The organism is Chimaeribacter sp. YP20170169 (genome assembly GCF_056739715.1).
Genome location: NZ_CP176824.1, coordinates 19,135 through 36,322, shown reverse-complemented (window position 1 = coordinate 36,322; position 17,188 = coordinate 19,135). Strand labels below are relative to the sequence as shown.

At 63.3% G+C, this 17,188-nt stretch carries 14 protein-coding genes; 9 read left to right on the top strand and 5 right to left on the bottom strand.

Annotation, left to right across the window (positions count from 1 at the left end):
* Positions 1–155: 155 nt before the first annotated feature.
* Positions 156–959, bottom strand: a complete 804-nt coding sequence (locus tag ACK3SD_RS00155; protein ID WP_481127586.1) for a DsbA family protein — start codon at positions 957–959, stop codon at positions 156–158.
* Between the two features lie 111 nt (positions 960–1,070).
* On the bottom strand, positions 1,071–1,787 hold the full coding sequence (locus ACK3SD_RS00150; RefSeq protein ID WP_481126368.1) for a DUF3053 domain-containing protein: 717 nt from the start codon (positions 1,785–1,787) through the stop codon (positions 1,071–1,073).
* Between the two features lie 313 nt (positions 1,788–2,100).
* Between ACK3SD_RS00150 and ACK3SD_RS00145 the strand changes: the two genes are divergently transcribed.
* Positions 2,101–2,382, top strand: coding sequence for a helix-turn-helix domain-containing protein (locus tag ACK3SD_RS00145; protein WP_137761736.1), 282 nt, complete (start codon positions 2,101–2,103; stop codon positions 2,380–2,382).
* 96 nt (positions 2,383–2,478) lie between these two features.
* Here the strand turns inward: ACK3SD_RS00145 and glyS are convergent, their stop codons facing one another.
* Together glyS and glyQ are read right to left on the bottom strand one after the other, a co-directional pair.
* Positions 2,479–4,548 carry a glycine--tRNA ligase subunit beta gene (gene glyS, locus ACK3SD_RS00140; protein ID WP_481126367.1) on the bottom strand — a complete coding sequence of 690 codons (2,070 nt, stop codon included), beginning with the start codon at positions 4,546–4,548 and terminating at the stop codon, positions 2,479–2,481.
* An 8-nt stretch (positions 4,549–4,556) separates the two neighbouring features.
* Positions 4,557–5,471 (bottom strand): glycine--tRNA ligase subunit alpha, encoded by a 915-nt coding sequence (glyQ, locus tag ACK3SD_RS00135; RefSeq protein ID WP_137761734.1) that lies wholly within the window; start codon positions 5,469–5,471, stop codon positions 4,557–4,559.
* Between the two features lie 293 nt (positions 5,472–5,764).
* On the opposite strand from glyQ, the gene ACK3SD_RS00130 reads away from it, so the two are divergent.
* On the top strand, positions 5,765–7,093 hold the full coding sequence (locus ACK3SD_RS00130; RefSeq protein WP_481126366.1) for an MFS transporter: 1,329 nt from the start codon (positions 5,765–5,767) through the stop codon (positions 7,091–7,093).
* Between the two features lie 188 nt (positions 7,094–7,281).
* Here ACK3SD_RS00130 and ACK3SD_RS00125 read toward each other — a convergent pair whose 3' ends face one another.
* Entirely contained in the window at positions 7,282–9,288 is a 2,007-nt protein-coding gene (locus tag ACK3SD_RS00125) for an autotransporter outer membrane beta-barrel domain-containing protein (protein ID WP_481126365.1), read from the bottom strand.
* A gap of 182 nt (positions 9,289–9,470) precedes the next feature.
* Between ACK3SD_RS00125 and ACK3SD_RS00120 the strand changes: the two genes are divergently transcribed.
* From ACK3SD_RS00120 to ACK3SD_RS00090, 7 genes are all read left to right on the top strand, one after another.
* Positions 9,471–10,031: a DNA-3-methyladenine glycosylase I gene (locus tag ACK3SD_RS00120; protein WP_481127585.1), complete on the top strand. Its 561-nt coding sequence runs from the start codon at positions 9,471–9,473 to the stop codon at positions 10,029–10,031.
* The gene (locus tag ACK3SD_RS00115; RefSeq protein WP_481126364.1) at positions 10,028–10,456 is read left to right on the top strand and encodes an N-acetyltransferase; all 429 of its coding nucleotides are present in this window, start codon (positions 10,028–10,030) and stop codon (positions 10,454–10,456) included. The genes ACK3SD_RS00120 and ACK3SD_RS00115 overlap by 4 nt, the downstream gene beginning before the upstream one ends.
* Positions 10,457–10,630: 174 nt before the next feature.
* Positions 10,631–11,293 carry an OmpA family lipoprotein gene (locus ACK3SD_RS00110; RefSeq protein WP_137761729.1) on the top strand — a complete coding sequence of 221 codons (663 nt, stop codon included), beginning with the start codon at positions 10,631–10,633 and terminating at the stop codon, positions 11,291–11,293.
* A 100-nt stretch (positions 11,294–11,393) separates the two neighbouring features.
* A complete protein-coding gene (locus ACK3SD_RS00105; protein WP_481126363.1) occupies positions 11,394–12,398 on the top strand; it encodes a LacI family DNA-binding transcriptional regulator in 1,005 nt (334 codons plus the stop codon).
* A gap of 135 nt (positions 12,399–12,533) precedes the next feature.
* The gene (locus ACK3SD_RS00100) at positions 12,534–14,657 is read left to right on the top strand and encodes an alpha-galactosidase (protein WP_481126362.1); all 2,124 of its coding nucleotides are present in this window, start codon (positions 12,534–12,536) and stop codon (positions 14,655–14,657) included.
* Positions 14,658–14,722: 65 nt separating this feature from the next.
* Entirely contained in the window at positions 14,723–15,997 is a 1,275-nt protein-coding gene (locus ACK3SD_RS00095) for an oligosaccharide MFS transporter (protein WP_481126361.1), read from the top strand.
* A gap of 83 nt (positions 15,998–16,080) precedes the next feature.
* Positions 16,081–17,103 carry a LacI family DNA-binding transcriptional regulator gene (locus tag ACK3SD_RS00090; protein WP_481127584.1) on the top strand — a complete coding sequence of 341 codons (1,023 nt, stop codon included), beginning with the start codon at positions 16,081–16,083 and terminating at the stop codon, positions 17,101–17,103.
* Positions 17,104–17,188 lie beyond the last annotated feature (85 nt).

Genomic DNA, 17,188 nt, shown 5'->3' with positions numbered 1-17,188 from the left:
TCCATTAACTCTGCATTGGGCGGCCCTTTGGCGTGCCCCTTCAAACTGTAGCCAATCCAGAGGTTAATGGGATGAATTACAGCAGAAAGTGAGTAGTAGCTTACTGAATGAATGGAGGGGGAAGCTTGCCGGCCCCGTATGGGGCCGGCGGGGGATTATTTGCCCTGAGCCTTGGTGATGGCGGCCTGCAACGATTCGGCGGAGATCGCCCCCGGCAGGAAGGTGGTGTTCTGCGCGGTGGCCCCTTGGGTCGGCATCACGATAAAGGCCGGGGTGCCGCTGAAGCCCAACTGGCGCGCCAGATCGTCCACTTTCGACAGCGCCTCGTGGGTCTGGTTGCGGGTAGCCTCATCCGGCTGGCTGGCCCCGGCGGCTTTCACTGCGGCCTGGATATCCCCTTCCGTCAGTTTGCCCTCGTTGTGGCCGGTGTGGAAGATGGCGTTATGGTAGGTGAAGTAGGCTTGCGCGCCCTTCTCCTTGAACACCGCCATGCCGGTTTCCGCCGCAGTGATGGAGGGCTGCCAGCGCTGGCCGAAGATCGGCCACTCTTTGAAGATGAAACGCACCTGCGGGTTGGCTTTCACCGTCTGCTCAATCAGCGGGGCCATGTGGCTACAGTAGATGCACTGGTAATCGAAGAACTCCACCAGCGCCACCTTGGCGGTTTTCGGGCCAATGCTCGGGGTGGCTGGGTCATTCAGCAGCGCGTCGCTGTTTTGCAGCACGGCGTTGAGGGAAGCCTGCTGCTGTTGCGCCGCCTGTTGCGCCTCCAGCTTCTGGCTCGCCTGCACCAGCACTTCCGGGTGCTGCACCAGATAGTCAGCGGCGATTTTGCCAATCGCCTCCTGCTGGGCCGGGGTGAAGGTGTTGGGCGCATCCGCCGCGCTGGCCAGTGCCGGGGTCATCATCAGGGCGCTGATCAGCGCCATCAGGGTGGTTTTCATCTTGTTGTCCTTCATCATGATTGAGTGTCCCCGGCAAACGTGGGTGCCGGGGACATCAGGCTCGCGGCCTGAATAAAAAACCCCCACGGCGATGCGTGGGGGCCAAATCCAAGCGGCTCAGTCGGCTTAATATTGGCCGTTGAGCGCGTTCTGCGCCCGTTGCAGCACCTGTTGCTTGGTCGCCAGACCAGACATCATGGTGTTGTACTGCGTCACCTGCTGCTGGGTCGGGAACTGCACCTGGCTGCCGTTGAAGGTGGCCTGATTGCCCTGCTGGATCAGGTAATCCCCCACCTGCACCACCTCCTGCGCGAACCCCGCAAGCGCCGGGATAACCGGCGTCAGGCCATTGGCCGGGCGGGTGACGATGCTGTCATAGGCCTGATTGTAGATCGCCTTCAAATCTTCCGGGTGCTTCATCGCCGCGTGGGCGGTGTCTGCCTGGGCCTGCGCGCTCTGCACCCGCTGGCCCAGCATGTTCAGCGCCCCCAGCTCCTGCGCCAGCGCGTCATGCTGCTGGACGTAGTCCTGCGGCACCCGGATGTCGCCCAGCGTGTTGATCACCGGGGCCAGGCTGTTGCTGACATCCTGCTTCACCTGGTGCGAGAAGGTGAGCAGCACCTGGTAGTCATTGGCGTAGTTGCCAAACTTCTGTTTCTGGTCTTCGCTCAGCGTCGGCAAATTCTGCCCGCTGCGCATCACGGTGTTTTGCAAATACTCCATAAAGGCCTTGCGCTGGTCGCCCTCGCTGTCGCCACAGGCGGCGAGCTGCATCACCACCATCACCACCCACACTGGCGCCAGCCAGCGTGCCCATTTTCCGTTGCCGATCCCTTCCGCCATTTATCCTGGCTCCCCTTAACTTGCCTTGATGCCGCCCACTGCGCGGATACGTTTTTCGCCCTAAGGATAGATCAACTGCCGACGATAAGGTACTCACGCCATGCTGGCAGGCGCACGGCGCAAACATCATAAAAACAAATAATAACTTCTCAATAAATTTGAGATTTTGCTGATTCAGGACAAAAACCCGTCGAAATGCGCGTAATTTATCCACACTTAAGCCAAATTCTGACATATAGTCATAGCGCTTACTCGCTAAGCACAAAGGATGCGGTTGTTGAATCTTGTCGTAACAGCTATTTCGGGAGCCACTATGGATCGTGAATTGTTCAATGAGTTACTTGATAGTTTTGAGTATGGGGCACTGCCTGCCGGGAAATGTGTCGCCCATCAGGAGAGCCTGATGCCGGAACCGAAACAGCTGCGCGAGCGCGCTGGCCTGCAAGTAGAAGAGTTTGCGAAGTGCATGGGCGTCAGCGTTGCCCAGGTGAAAAAATGGGAGGCCAATAGCTGCCGTCCCTCCAATACTGCCCAGAAATTGATGCGTTTACTGCACGCTAACCCCTTTCTTGGCCGCCAGTTGCTGGATAGCTAATCCCGCTGCCGGCATGGCCCTGCCCTTCGGGGCACCCTAATAAAAAAACCCGCCGAGGCGGGTTTTTTCTTGGGCTAACCGCAAGGACGGACGCGGTTATTGCAGCAGGGAGATATCCGCAACTTGCAGGAACAGCTCGCGCAGCTTGCTCAGCAGCGTCAGGCGGTTGATGCGCACTTCCTGATCGTCGGCGTTCACCATCACTTTTTCGAAGAAGTTGTCCACCGCTTCGCGCAGTTGCGCCAGTTCGCTCAGCGCCTCCTGATAGCGGCCTTCGGCAAAGTAGGGTTGCAGCTTGCTGCTCAGCGCGGTCACGAAGGTCGCCAACTGGATCTCTTCGTTCTCTTTCAGCAGCGCGGCCTGCACGCGCTCATTCAGGCTCTCGGTCGATTTCGCCAGAATGTTGGAGACGCGCTTGTTAGCGGCGGCCAGCGAGGCGGCGTCATCCAGCGTGCGGAAGTGCGACACCGCCTTCATGCGGGCGTCGAAATCGGCCGGGCGAGTCGGACGGCGCGCCAGCACCGCCTGAATGGTGTCCACCGCGTGGCCCTCTTCCTGATACCAGGCGCGGAAGCGGCCAAGCATGAACTCCACCACGTCGTCCACCACCTGCGGGTTGGTCAGCTTGTCGCCGTAGAGGCGCGCGGCCTCTTCCGTCAGGGTTTGCAGGTCGAGGTTCAGGTTCTTCTCAACGATGATGCGCAGCACGCCGAGCGCGGCGCGGCGCAGGGCGAACGGGTCAGAGGCCCCTTTCGGGTGCTGGCCGATGCCGAAGATGCCCGCCAGCGTGTCCATCTTGTCAGCGATCGCCAGCGCGCAGGCCACCGGCGAGGCCGGCAGGTCGTCACCGGCAAAGCGCGGCTGGTACTGTTCGTTCAGCGCTACTGCCACCTCTTCCGCCTCGCCGTCATGGCGCGCGTAGTGCATCCCCATCACACCCTGGGTGTCGGTGAACTCGAACACCATGTTGGTCATCAGGTCACACTTGGAGAGCAGGCCCGCGCGTTTCGCCAGTTCGACGTCCGCGCCAATCTGTGCCGCTACCCAGCCAGCCAGCGCCTGAATGCGATCAGTTTTGTCGCGCAGGGTGCCGAGCTGTTTCTGGAACAGCACGGTCTCCAGACGCGGCAGGTTATCTTCCAGACGCTTCTTGCGGTCGGTGTTGAAGAAGAATTCGGCATCCGCCAGACGCGGGCGCACCACCTTCTCGTTACCGGAGATGATCTGCTGCGGATCTTTCGACGCGATGTTGGCGACGAAGATGAAGTTCGGCAGCAGCTTGCCGTCGGTGCCATAGACCGGGAAGTACTTCTGGTCGCCCTTCATGGTGTAGACCAGCGCCTCGGCTGGCACCGCCAGGAATTTCTCTTCGAACTTGGCGGTCAGTACCACTGGCCACTCCACCAGCGAGGTGACCTCTTCCAGCAGGCTGTCGCTCAGGTCGGCCTTGCCGCCAATCTGGCGCGCGGCCTCTTCGGCGTCCCGCTTGATGGTGGCTTTGCGCAGCTCATAGTCGGCGATCACTTTGCCGCGCTCCAGCAGGATGGCCGGATACTGGTCAGCGTGCTCAATGGTGAACTCCGCCTCGCCCATGAAGCGGTGGCCGCGCAGGGTGCGGGCAGAGTCGATGCCCAGAATGGTGGCTGGCACCAGCTCGTCACCCAGCAGCAGCGTCACGGTGTGCACCGGGCGCACGAACTGCACGTCGGAGTCGCCCCAGCGCATCAGTTTCGGGATCGGCAGCTTGCCGAGGGCGTTGGCGATCATGGTCGGCAGCAGGCTGGCGGCGCTTTCGCCCTTCAGCTGCGCGCGGTGTACCAGCCACTCGCCCTTGTCGGTGGTCAGGCGCTCGGCCTGCTCCACGGTGATGCCACAACCGCGCGCCCACCCTTCGGCGGCCTTGGTCGGCTTGCCTTCGGCGTCAAACACCTGCGAGATGGCCGGGCCGCGCTTCTCGATTTCACGGTCAGCCTGCGCGGGGCTCAGCGCCAGCACTTTCAGCGCCAGACGGCGCGGCGCGGCAAACCACTGCACGTCACCATGTTGCAGGCCAGCCGCATCCAGCTCGGCGGTGAGGTTGGCGGCGAACGATTCGGCCAGCGAGCGCAGGGCCTTCGGCGGCAGCTCTTCCGTGCCGATCTCCACCAGGAAAGTCTTGTCAGTCATGGCGTCTCTCACTTCTCGTTCTTTTTGCACAGCGGGAAGCCCAGCGCTTCACGCGATGCGTAATAGGCTTCGGCGACCGACTTGGTCAGGGTGCGGATGCGCAGGATGTAGCGCTGGCGCTCCGTCACCGAGATCGCCTTGCGGGCATCCAGCAGGTTGAAGCAGTGGGCCGCTTTCAGGATGCGCTCATAGGCCGGCAGCGGCAGTGGCTTCTCCAGCGCCAGCAGCATCTGCGCCTCTTTCTCATACTGCTCGAAGCAGGTGAAGAGGAAATCCACGTCCGCGTATTCGAAGTTGTAGGTCGACTGCTCCACCTCATTCTGGTGGAAGATGTCGCCGTAGGTGGTTTTGCCCAGCGGGCCGTCGCACCAGACCAGATCGTAGACGCTGTCCACGCCCTGGATGTACATCGCCAGACGCTCCAGGCCGTAGGTGATCTCACCGGTGACCGGCTTGCACTCCAGGCCGCCCACCTGCTGGAAGTAGGTAAACTGCGTCACTTCCATGCCGTTGAGCCACACTTCCCAACCGAGGCCCCAGGCGCCGAGCGTCGGGTTCTCCCAGTTGTCTTCCACGAAGCGGATGTCATGCACCAGCGGGTCGAGGCCCAGCTCTTTCAGCGAACCGAGGTACAGCTCCTGGATGTTGTCCGGCGAAGGCTTAATGATCACCTGGAACTGGTAGTAGTGCTGGAGGCGGTTCGGGTTCTCGCCGTAGCGGCCGTCGGTCGGGCGACGTGAAGGCTGGACATAGGCAGCGGCAATCGGCTCCGGGCCGAGGGCGCGCATACTGGTCATCGGATGGGAAGTGCCGGCGCCGACTTCCATGTCCAGAGGTTGGACAATGGTGCAGCCCTGGCGCGCCCAGTAATCCTGAAGGGTCAGGATCAGGCCCTGAAAGGTCTTGGTATCAAACTTTTGCATGTTGGATTCGCACGCGATACAAGTGGATTTAGATGGAATGGGCCAGTATACCCGTTGACCGCAAGATATACAGCCTCAATCCCGCCGCCAGCGTGCCGCTGGCGCTTTGCTCGCCGGCTTCGTGACATCCTGTGAGCGTCTGTTAAACATCCTGCCCTGTTTTTGCCCGCACCACGGCCGCCGCCGCGCCCTTTCGCACCAGTGCGGCGCAACCTGCCCCGGTTTCGCCTGAAAAAGCTGGCACCAACCTTGCTAGCTCCCTGTTAGCAATCCTGCGCAGAAGGAGAAAGGTTATGGTCACCCAAGACAGCCGTTATCGCTACCGCATCTTCGCGATGGTGTTTTTCATCGCCCTGATTAACTACGTTGACCGTGGCGCGCTCTCCTTTGCCGCCAACGACATCGCCAACGAGTTCCACTTCAACAAGGCGCAACTGGGAGCCGTGCTCGGCTACTTTGGCTTTGGCTACCTGTTTGGCTCGCTATGCGGCGGCTTTTTAGCTGACCGCATCGGCACCAAAAAGGTATGGCTGCTGGCTGGCGTGCTCTGGTCGCTGCTGGAGATCGCCACCGCCTGGGCTGGCGAGGTCGGCATGGCGCTGTTTGGCGGCTCGGCGATCATGGGCTTCGCGGCGCTGCGCATCCTGTTCGGCTTTGCCGAGGGGCCAGCCTACGCGCTGATGAACAAGACCATCGCCCACTGGGCGCCGCCGCGCGAGCGCGGTTTCTCGCTTGGCATCGGGCTGCTCAGCACCCAGGTCGGCTCGCTGTTGACCGCGCCGCTGGCGGTGGGTCTGCTGCTGCTGACCGATGACTGGCGCAGCATGTTCATCGTGCTGGGGATCTTCTCGCTGCTGGCGATCGCGCTGTTTGGCCGGATCTTCACCGACACGCCGCAACAGCACCCGAACGTGAACGCGGCCGAACTGGCCGCCATCAGCGACCACCAGCCCGCCGTACCCGCCACGCCGCGCCTGCCGTGGTGGCGCTTCTTCAGCAACCGCACACTGGTGTGCAACGCGCTCGGCTACTTCTCGTTCCTCTACGTCACCTTTGTGCTGGTGACCTGGAGCCCGAAATACCTTCAGGACACCTTCCACTATGACCTGCACTCGCTCTGGTATGTGGCGATGATCCCGTGGAGCGGTGCCTGCCTGACCGTGCTGCTCGGCGGCCGCATCGCCGATGGCCTGCTGCGCCGCACCGGCAACCTGCGGCTGGCGCGCAACCTGTTCGCCGCTGTCACTTTGCTGCTGACCGCCACCTGCTTTGTGCTGATCCCCTTCATGCACTCGCCGGCGGCGATCATCGCGCTGATGACGCTCGGCAACGCATTGAATGCGCTGGTGAACAACGTCTATTGGTCGGTGGTGATTGACGTGACGCCCAAGGCGTCGGTGGGGGCCTACAGCGGCATGACGCTGGCGATCGCCAACCTCGCCTCGATCATGGCACCGACCCTGAGCGGCTGGCTGGCGCAGCACCACGGCTACGGCGCGATGTTCCTTGCCACGGCGGCGGTCTCTTTTTGCAGCATGATCTGCATGACGCTGCTCCAGCCGGAGAAGCCGCTGCGCGCGCAGGCCGCCAACGTGGCATGGGAAAAGGAGACCGTCTCCTGAGGGATGCCGTATACTCGCCGCAAGGTTAACGCAGGAGAGACAATATGGGATTCACTGCCTGGATACTGATTGGCGTTGCCATTGGCCTGCTCATCGGGTTCCTGATGAAGGTCTTCGGCAAGAAAAACGGCAAATAGCCGCCGTGACACAGGCCGCCCACTGGGCGGCCTGTTTTTTTGCCGGAGGCGTCAGAAGCGGGCGCTGACGCCGAGGTTATACATAAACTGCTCGCCGCTGCTCAGGCCACCAGTCTGGGAGACGGCGGCAAAGGCGGCGATGTTGTCCGTCAGCGGCAGGTTGGCGCCGACGGTGACATCCACCCAATTGGTATCCTGGGTGGCGCTGGTGCGGGTGAAGTAGGTTTGGGTGGACTTGATGCCACCGCCGGCGCGGTAGACATCATCTCCGAACTGGTGCTGGTAGCTCAGCTCGGCATAGGGGTTCAGCCGGTCGAAGCGCGCGTCCAGCCGCCACCCCAGCGCGCCAATCTGCGAGTGGTAGGTCTGGTCGTCGAAACGCATCGCCGTGCTGCGGCTGCCGCGCTCGCTGTAGCCATCGACGCTGCTGTAGTCCCACGCGAACTGCGCCAGCGGGCCGGTGGAGAGCCACTCCGCGACCGGGATGTCCCAGCCGGCGGTCAGGCGGCCGCCCACCTCTTCCCCCTCGGTTTCGCCGTGCTCGGTACGGGTGGCCGAGCCAAGCCGCATACTGCGGTTGATGTCATCGAAATTGACCTTCGCCCAGTGCACATCGGCGTTGAACCAGCCATTTTCCAGCACGTTCACCGCCGTATAGGCGGAGATCAGCCAGCCGCGCGCCTTGTAGTCGTAGCGGCTGGAGGGGTGCTGGCGATCGTTCGCGCCAGAGAGCAGCGCGCCCACCGTCCAGTTGTCCGTTAGCTGGTAATCCATGCCGAGCGCCGCATTGTGCGAGGTGGCGTTGCCGTCACCGGCGGTGGTGTTGGCGGTGTACTCCATATGCTGCCCCATGTAGCCGCCAAACAGCCCAAGGCTGCCCTGCGCACCGGGGTTGGCGCGCAACTGCTGGAAACGGCTATCAAGGATGCCGCGCGCGTTGCGCCCCATCGACAGCGTCGCTTGGTTGAGCGCCACCGCCTGCGCCGGGCCATCCAGCACTGCCTGCATGTAGTCAGCGATCAGCGCGTGGGTCTGCGGGCTGGGGTGCAGGTGGTCAGCGAACAGGAAGGCCTGCGCATCACTGAAACCGGGGGTGTCGGCGGTGCACAGGGCCGACGTCAGGCCGGGCGGACAGGCCATACCGGCGGTATTGGTCAAACCGTAGAGCGCTGGGTCAGCCACCACCTCATTGAGCAGGCCATCCACGTCCACCCGCACGATGTTGCCACCGCTGGCGGCCAGCGCCGCGTCCTCGGTCTGGTTGTAGGCATCGGTGAGCGCCGAGGCCTCGGCGGAGAGCTGGTCATAGGCGCCGATCAGCGTCTGCGACAAGGTCTGGGCAAGGGCATCCGGCGCGCCCGTGGACTCGGCGGCGGCGGTCAGCGCCTGATGCACCAGCGCCACCCGGCCCTCGGCATTCACCGTGCCCTGGCTGTTGAGCACCGAGAAGGCGGCCTGAAGGGCGCTGGCCGGCAGGGCTGCCGTGACCACCAACTCCAGAATGGCGGGCGTCAAACCGATGTTCGGCACCGTCGGCACAATCACCGTGCCCGCCCCGGCATTGATCAGCGACTGCACCTGCCCGGCGGCGGCGTTCGCACTGAGGTTCGCCACCGCAAAGGCGGTGTCAGCGTTGAGTGCCGAGGCCGCCAGCGTGGCCGCCGCGGCCAGATCGTTGCCGCCAACCCAATGGATATACAGCCCGTCGCCCTCCGCTTGCCCACCGGTCTGCGCCAGATATTGGCTGACCTGATCGGAGGTGGCGTTATAGTCGGGATTGAGTTCCGGGATGGCGGTCGCGCCGCCGGTGGCATAATTGGTGCCGCCTGAGAAGGATGGGCTAAGGGCCAGCCCGGCGCGCGCCGCCAGAATTTCGTCATACAGCGCGACGTTGGCGCTGTTATAGGTAAAACGGCCGATGTTACCGGAGTCACTCAGGCTATCGCCAAAGACATAGAGATTGTCATAGGCCTGCGCCGGGTGTCCCCCCCCAAATAGCATTGCCACTGCCAGTGCCCCCGCCTTGCGACGGCAGCGAAATTTTTTTAGGTCCGGCATGGAGACTCCTGAAAGCCAACAGGCTAATCCAAGGAATGTATTGTTCTATTTTTGTGCAATACCCCCTATAACTATTATTCGCTTCTCGCTGCCGTCAAGGCAGCACACAGAAAAAGTCGCGGGTTGCGACACCCGGCGCGCTGCCGCCGGTGCCGCGCCCGCTGGAAAAGGAATGACCAATGATAACGCGTTGCAAATGGGTCACCGCTGACCCGCTTTATCTCGACTACCACGACCGGGAGTGGGGCGTGCCGCAGCATGACAGCCGTATGCTGTTTGAGATGCTCTGTCTGGAGGGGCAGCAGGCTGGCCTCTCGTGGATCACCGTGCTGAAAAAGCGTGCCTGCTACCGCGCCAGTTTCCACGGTTTCGACCCCCATAAGATCGCCGCGATGAGCGGGCAGGAGCTGGACGCGCTGATGCAGGAGCCGGGGCTGATCCGCCACCGCCGCAAGCTGGAGGCGATTGTCACCAATGCCCGCGCCTGGGTGGCGATGACACAGGCCGGCGAGGATTTCTCCGCCTTTATCTGGCAGTTTGTCGGCCACCAGCCGCAGGTGAACCGTCCGCACTACCCCGACATCCCGGCCAAAACCGCCGCCTCCGAGGCGCTCTCCCGCGCGCTGAAGCAACGCGGCTTCACCTTTGTCGGCGCGACCATCTGCTACGCCTTTATGCAGGCGTGCGGGCTGGTGAACGATCACCACGTCGGTTGCGATCTCTGCCCGGCGGAGGCGGGATGATTCGCCCCTTCCGCCCGCCGGATCTGGAGCCGCTGATGGCGCTGTGGCTGGAGAGCACCACCGCTGGTCACCCCTTCATCGATCCGCGCTACTGGCGGGAGAGCGCGCCGCTGGTGCGCAGCCACTATTTGCCCCAGGCGCAGACCTGGGTGAGCGAGTGTGACGGGCGGCTGGGCGGCTTTGCCAGCGTAATGGAGCAGCGTTTCCTCGGCGCGCTGTTTGTCGCTCCGCCGCTGTTTGGCCGGGGCGTCGCCGCCGCGCTGATGGCGCATGTGCAGCAGCGCTTCCCGGCGCTTAGCCTTGAGGTCTACGTGCGCAACCGCCGCGCCGTGGCCTTCTACCGCAAGCATGGCTTCATTCCCCAACGCCGGGTGCGCAACCCCGATACCCACGCCATGACGCTGATCATGGCGTGGAGGCGCTAACGAGTTAATGCTGCGCCTTACAAATTGAGATTTATCTGTTGAGCATTTTCCGATTATTTCAGGCCATAATGCCCGCCCGGCACGCCCTGTTGCGCGCGCGGAAACTATAACAATGATGCATATCACTTGGGTGGGGGCGCTCCCCACCGTACTACCTGTTACAAAGGATCAACAATGAAAAAACGCACTCTGATTGTGGCCAGCGCCCTCTCACTGTCGCTGGCCCTGGCGGGCTGTACCACCAACCCCTATACCGGCGAACGTGAAGCCGGCAAATCTGGCATCGGCGCGGGCGTTGGCGCGCTGGTCGGCGCCGGCGTCGGCGTGCTCTCCTCTTCCAAGAAAGATCGCGGCAAGGGCGCGCTGATTGGCGCGGCGGCCGGTGCGGCACTGGGCGGCGGCGCGGGCTACTACATGGACGTGCAGGAGACCAAGCTGCGCCAGAAGATGCAGGGCACCGGCGTGAGCGTGACCCGTCAGGGCGACAACATCGTGCTGAACATGCCGAATAACGTCACCTTCGACACCGACGCCAGCAACCTGAAACCGGCGGGTGCCAACACCCTGACCGGCGTGGCAATGGTGCTGAAAGAGTATGAGAAGACCGCGGTCAACGTGGTGGGCTACACCGACAGCAGCGGCGCGCGGGCGCACAACATGACCCTGTCGCAGCAGCGTGCCGACAGCGTCGCCAGCTCTCTGATCACTCAGGGCGTGTCCGCTTCCCGCATCCGCACCATGGGGGCCGGCCCGGACAACCCGGTCGCCTCCAACAGCACGGCCGAAGGCAAGGCGCAGAACCGCCGCGTCGAGATCACCCTCAGCCCGTTGCAGTAACTCCCCCCGCCCGGCCACCCGGCCGGGCTTGCCCTGGATCTCCCTTCCCACCGCCGCTCTGTGCTACTCTCGCTGCGATTCCCTACCTGCAAGGTGCGCGATGTCCCTGAAACTGTTGGCCCGTGAGCTGGGTCTCTCTGTGACCACCGTCAGCCGGGCGCTGAACGGCTACGACGATGTGGCCGCCGATACCAAACAGCGTGTGCATGACGCCGCGCAGCGCATGGGTTATCGCCCCAACACGCTGGCGCGCCGCCTGAAGATGGGCAAGATTGACGCCGTGGGCCTGCTGTTCCCGTTCGGGCCACGCCCGCTGAACAACTCCGCTTTTATTGAGATGGTGGGTTGCATCAGTCAGGCGCTGGCACAGCATGAGATTGACCTGCTGCTGCTGGCCGATGAGGGCGACGCCGAGGGCATGGCGCGGCTGATTGGCAGCAAGCGGATTGACGCGCTGCTGGTGGCGCATACGCTGGCGCACGACCCACGGCTGGCGACGCTGCAACAACTCGGTTTCCCCTTTTTGGCGCTTGGCCGCAGCGAGCTGGCGCACCCCTACGCGTGGTTTGATTTCGATAACCACGCTGGCACGCGGCTGGCGGTGGAGCATCTGGCTGACCTCGGCCACCGGCGCATCGCCTACCTCGGTGAAACCAGCCCGCAATCTTTTGTCGCCCAGCGTCGGCAGGGCTTTCTCGACGCCATGCAGGCGCGCAACCTGCCGCTGCCGCCCGCCTGCCTTGGCCGTATCCAGCCGACCCGCCGCGCTGGCTACCAAGCCACGCAGGCCCTGCTGGCACTGCCAGAGCCGCCGACCGCCATCATCACCGACAACAATATGCATGGCGAAGGGGCGGTGATGGCGCTGCATGAGGCCGGGCTGCTGGAGAGTGGTCGGGTTTCGCTGGTGATCTATGACGGCCTGCCGCCAGATAGCCTGATTGACCTGCCGATTACCGCCGTGGTGCAGTCCACACGTGAAGAGGTGGGCCACCAGATTGCCGCGATGATGCTGGCGCTGATCCGCGGCGAGCCACTCAGCCAGCTACAGGTGCTGTGGCAACCTACCCTCTGCCGCGGCGTGACCAGTTGGCCGCCCTGTTAACTGGCGCAGCATTTTTGTTGCGCATTTTGTCGATTTTCTAACACCGTTCACATTTCCAGCGTTGCGCGGTATCAATCCGAAACGTTTCGGATCCATGCTTAGCCTCATCTTCCCGTCACGTTATGAGGTTTTGCCATGGAAACGTCGATCCAGCGGCTGTCGAGCGACAGCACCGATCTTATCCTTCGCTGCACCCCTTTTGCGGAGATCCTCTACTGGGGGCCGCGCCTGCCTGCCTTCTGCGAGGCGGATCTCGCCACCCTCAGCCGCCCGGTGCCCAATGGTCGTCTGGATGTGGATGTGCCGCTGACGCTGGCAGCGGAGAATGGCCGCGGGCTGTTTGGGTCGCCGGGCGTCGAGGGGCACCGTGACGGGCTGGACTGGTCGCCGGTGTTCACCACCTGCCGGGTGGAGCCGCAGGAACAGGGCGTGACGCTGGTGGCCGAAGATGAACAGGCCGGGCTGCGCCTCACCAGCGAGCTGCTGCTTGACCCGGAGAGCGGCGTGCTGCGCGCGCGCAACACCCTCACCAACCTGCGTGGCGGGCCGTGGCAGGTCAACCGGCTGGCGGTGACGCTGCCACTGCCGCAACAGGCGGCGGAGGTGATGGCGTTCCACGGTCGCTGGGTGAAGGAGTTCCAGCCACACCGCACCCTGCTGGCGCACGGCGGCATGGTGCAGGAGAACCGGCGCGGGCGCACCTCCCATGAGTACTTTCCCGGCATGATCGCCGGCGTTCCCGGTTTTTCCGAACAGCAGGGCGAGGTGTGGGGCGCGCACCTCGCTTGGAGCGGCAACCACCGGATGCGCATTGACGCCAAAACCGATGGCCGCCGCCAGTTGCAGGCCGAGGCGCTCTACTTCGCTGGCGAGCACGCGCTGGCCGAGGGGGAGAGCCTCAGCACGCCGTGGCTCTACGCCAGCTACAGCCCGGCTGGCCTGACGCCGATGAGCCAACAGTTCCACCGCCACGTGCGCCGCCACATCCTCACCCTGCCCGACCGCCCGCGCCCGGTGCACCTCAATACCTGGGAGGGGATCTACTTTGACCACAATCCAGAGTACATCATAGCGATGGCCAGCCGGGCGGCGGAATTGGGCGTCGAGCGTTTCATCATCGATGACGGCTGGTTCCGTGGCCGCGACCACGACCGCGCGGCGCTGGGCGACTGGTTTGTCGATGAGAAAAAGTACCCGGACGGCCTGACGCCGGTGATTGCGCATGTGCACCGGCTCGGCATGGAGTTCGGCATCTGGGTGGAGCCAGAGATGATCAACCCGGACTCCGATCTCTACCGCGCCCACCCCGAGTGGCTGCTGGCGCTGCCCGGCTACACCCAGCCGGCGGGCCGCTTCCAGTATGTGCTCGACCTCAGCAACCCGGCGGTATTCAGCTACTTGCTGGAGCGGATGAGCTGGCTGCTCGGCAACCATGACATCCAATATGTGAAGTGGGATATGAACCGCGAGGTGGTGCAGCCGGGCCACCAAGGGCGCGCCGCCGCCACCGCCCAGACCGAGCACTACTACCGGCTGCTGGACGCGCTGGTGGCGCGCTTCCCGCAGGTGGAGTTTGAGGCCTGCGCCTCGGGCGGCGGGCGCATCGACTATGAGGTGCTAAAACGCAGCCACCGCTTCTGGACTTCGGACAACAATGATGCGCTGGAGCGCCAGACCATCCAGCGCGGCATGAGCTACTTCTTCCCGCCGGAGGTGATGGGATCGCACATCGGTGCCGATCAGTGCCACGCCACTTTCCGACGCCACGACATCCAGTTCCGCGGCCTGACGGCGCTGTTCGGCCACATGGGGATTGAACTGGATCCGGCGCGCGCCAGCGACGAGGAGCAGCGCGGCTTTGCCCACTACATCGCCCTACACCGCCAGTGGCGCGACCTGCTGCACAGCGGCGACGTGGTGCGCCTTGACCATCCCGATCCGGCGACGCTGGCGCACGGGGTCATCAGCGCGCAGCGCGACCGGGCGATCTTCTCCGTCGCCCAATTGGCAATGCCTGAGTGGTCAATGCCGGGGCGGCTGCGCATCCCCGGCCTGCTGCCGGAGGCGCGCTACCGTATCACGCTGCTGGACGCCCCAACGCTGATCACCGAGCAGCAGGGCGGCCACGCAATGCGCGCGCTGCCCGGCTGGCTGGCGCAGCCGACGGAGGCCAGCGGCAGTTGGCTGGCACAGGCCGGGCTGGCACTGCCAGTGCTGGACCCGGAGAGCGCGCTGCTGCTGGGCATTGAGCGGCTGTAACTGAGTGAATCAGGCGGCCGGGCTGTCCCGGCCATTAACGGCAGGCAAGTGCAAGGAAAATACCGATGAACACACCCGTCTGTACCTACAAAAACAACAAGAATTTCTGGATATTCGGCGCGTTTTTCTTTCTCTACTTCTTCATCATGGCGACCTGCTACCCCTTCCTGCCGATCTGGCTGGCGGACGTGATCGGGCTGAACAAGACCGAGACCGGGGTGGTATTCGCCAGCATGTCGCTGTTCGCCATCGTCTTCCAGCCGGTGTTTGGCATTGTCTCGGACAAGCTCGGCCTGAAGAAGCATCTGCTGTGGGTGATCGCGGTGCTGCTGTTCTTCTTCGCCCCCTTCTTCCTCTACGTCTTCGCGCCGCTGCTCAAGGTTAATGTGCTGCTGGGCGCGCTGTGCGGCGGGGCCTACATCGGCTTTGTGTTCGCTGGCGGCTCAGGCGCGACCGAGGCTTACATCGAGCGCGTCAGCCGCAATAGCCACTTCGAGTATGGCAAGGCGCGGATGTTCGGCTGCTTCGGCTGGGGGCTGTGCGCCTCGACCGCCGGGGTGCTGTTCAATATCAACCCGGACATCGTGTTCTGGATGGGTTCCGGTGCCGCGGTGCTGCTGATGCTGCTGTTGCTGATGGCGCGCACCGGGCCAGACCTGACGGTACAGGCCGACAGCCCGCTGGCCGCCCGGCCCAGCCCGTTCAGCCTGCGCCAGATGGGCGAGCTGTTCCGGCTGCCGGCGCTGTGGTTGTTTATCCTCTACATCGTCGGCGTCGCCTGCGTCTATGACGTGTTCGACCAGCAGTTCGCCAACTTCTTCAAATCCTTCTTCTCCTCGCCGCAGCACGGCACCCAGGTGTTCGGCTTTGTCACCACCGCTGGCGAACTGGCGAACGCGCTGATCATGTTCTGCTCACCCTGGATCATCAACCGCATCGGGGCTAAGAACACGCTGCTGGTGGCCGGGGTGATCATGTCGGTACGCATCATCGGCTCCGCCTTCGCCACCAGCGCCGCCGAGGTGATTGTGCTGAAGATGCTTCATGCGCTGGAGGTGCCGTTCCTGCTGGTCGGCGCGTTCAAGTACATCACCTCCATCTTCGACACCCGCTTCTCTGCCTCCATCTACTTGATTGGCTTCTGTTTCTCCAAGCAACTGGCGGCGATTTTCCTCTCGGCCTTCGCTGGCGCGATGTATGACCGCATCGGCTTTAACCATACCTACCTGATCCTCGGCGGCATCGCCCTAAGCGTGACGCTGGTGTCGGCCTTCACCCTGAGCAGCCGCAAACACCCGGTGCCGGTGCCGGACGCCCTGCCCGGACAGGCCCCCTCCTGACAGCCAAAAGCGGCCGCCTTATATTCGGCGGCCGTTGCGGTGTGGTAGTCTCCTGTGTCAGTTAGCCAGGAGGATATGCAGTGATGAGAAGTAAGGGGGCGGGGCGCGCCACCATCAATGATGTGGCCAAAGCGGCCAAGACCGGTAAAACCAGCGTGTCGCGCTATCTGAACGGCGAACAGCACCTGCTCTCCGACGATCTAAAACAGCGCATCGAAAGTGCCATCCAGATGCTCAACTACCGTCCCAGCCAGATGGCGCGCAGCCTGAAGGGCGGACAGACCCGGCTGATCGGCCTGATCATCGCCGACATCACCAACCCCTACTCCGTCGATGTGATGCGCGGCGTGGAAGTGGCCTGCCGCCAACAGGGCTTCACCCTGCTGGTGTGTAACACCAATAATGAGATCAATCAGGAACAGCACTACCTGCAACTGCTGAGCAGCTATCAGGTGGAGGGGATTGTGGTCAACGCGGTAGGGATGCGCGAAGAGGCGCTCTCGATGCTGCAACAGTCGCTGCTGCCGATGGTGTTGATTGATCGCAAGATCCCGGACTTTTCCTGTGACGTGGTGGGCCTGAATAACCAGGAGGCCGCGACGCAGGCGACCCAGCACCTGATTGATCAGGGCTTTGAGGCAGTGCTGTTCCTCAGTGAGCCGGTTGGCACCGTCAATACCCGTCTCGAGCGGCTGCACGCCTGGCGCAAGACCATGGCGGCGCACCCGGATTTGCAGGCGCATAGCGCCGAGGTGCTGTTGAATGACGCGCCGCATCTGGAGCAAGTGCTGAATGACTTTAGCCGCAGCAACCGTGGCCGCCGCAAGGCGGTGCTCTCGGCCAATGGCGCGCTGACGTTGCAGATCGCCCGCGCCATGCGTCGGCTCGGCATCCGCTGGGGCAGTGACATCGGCCTGCTGGGCTTTGATGAGCTGGAGTGGGCGGAGCTGGCGGGCGTCGGCATCACCACCTTCAAGCAGCCGACCTATGAGATGGGCTACGCCGCGCTGGAGCAGGTGGTCAAGCGCATCCAGGGCAGCCAGGAGCCGCCGTTTGAGCAGGCCTTCCCCGGCGAGCTGATCGTGCGCGGCTCCACTTCGCTCTGACCTTTCCGTCACATCCGGCCCCCGGGCTGGATGTGTGATTTATCAAGCACTCATGGCGTTTTCTGCGCCACTTTCCGCCCCTTTT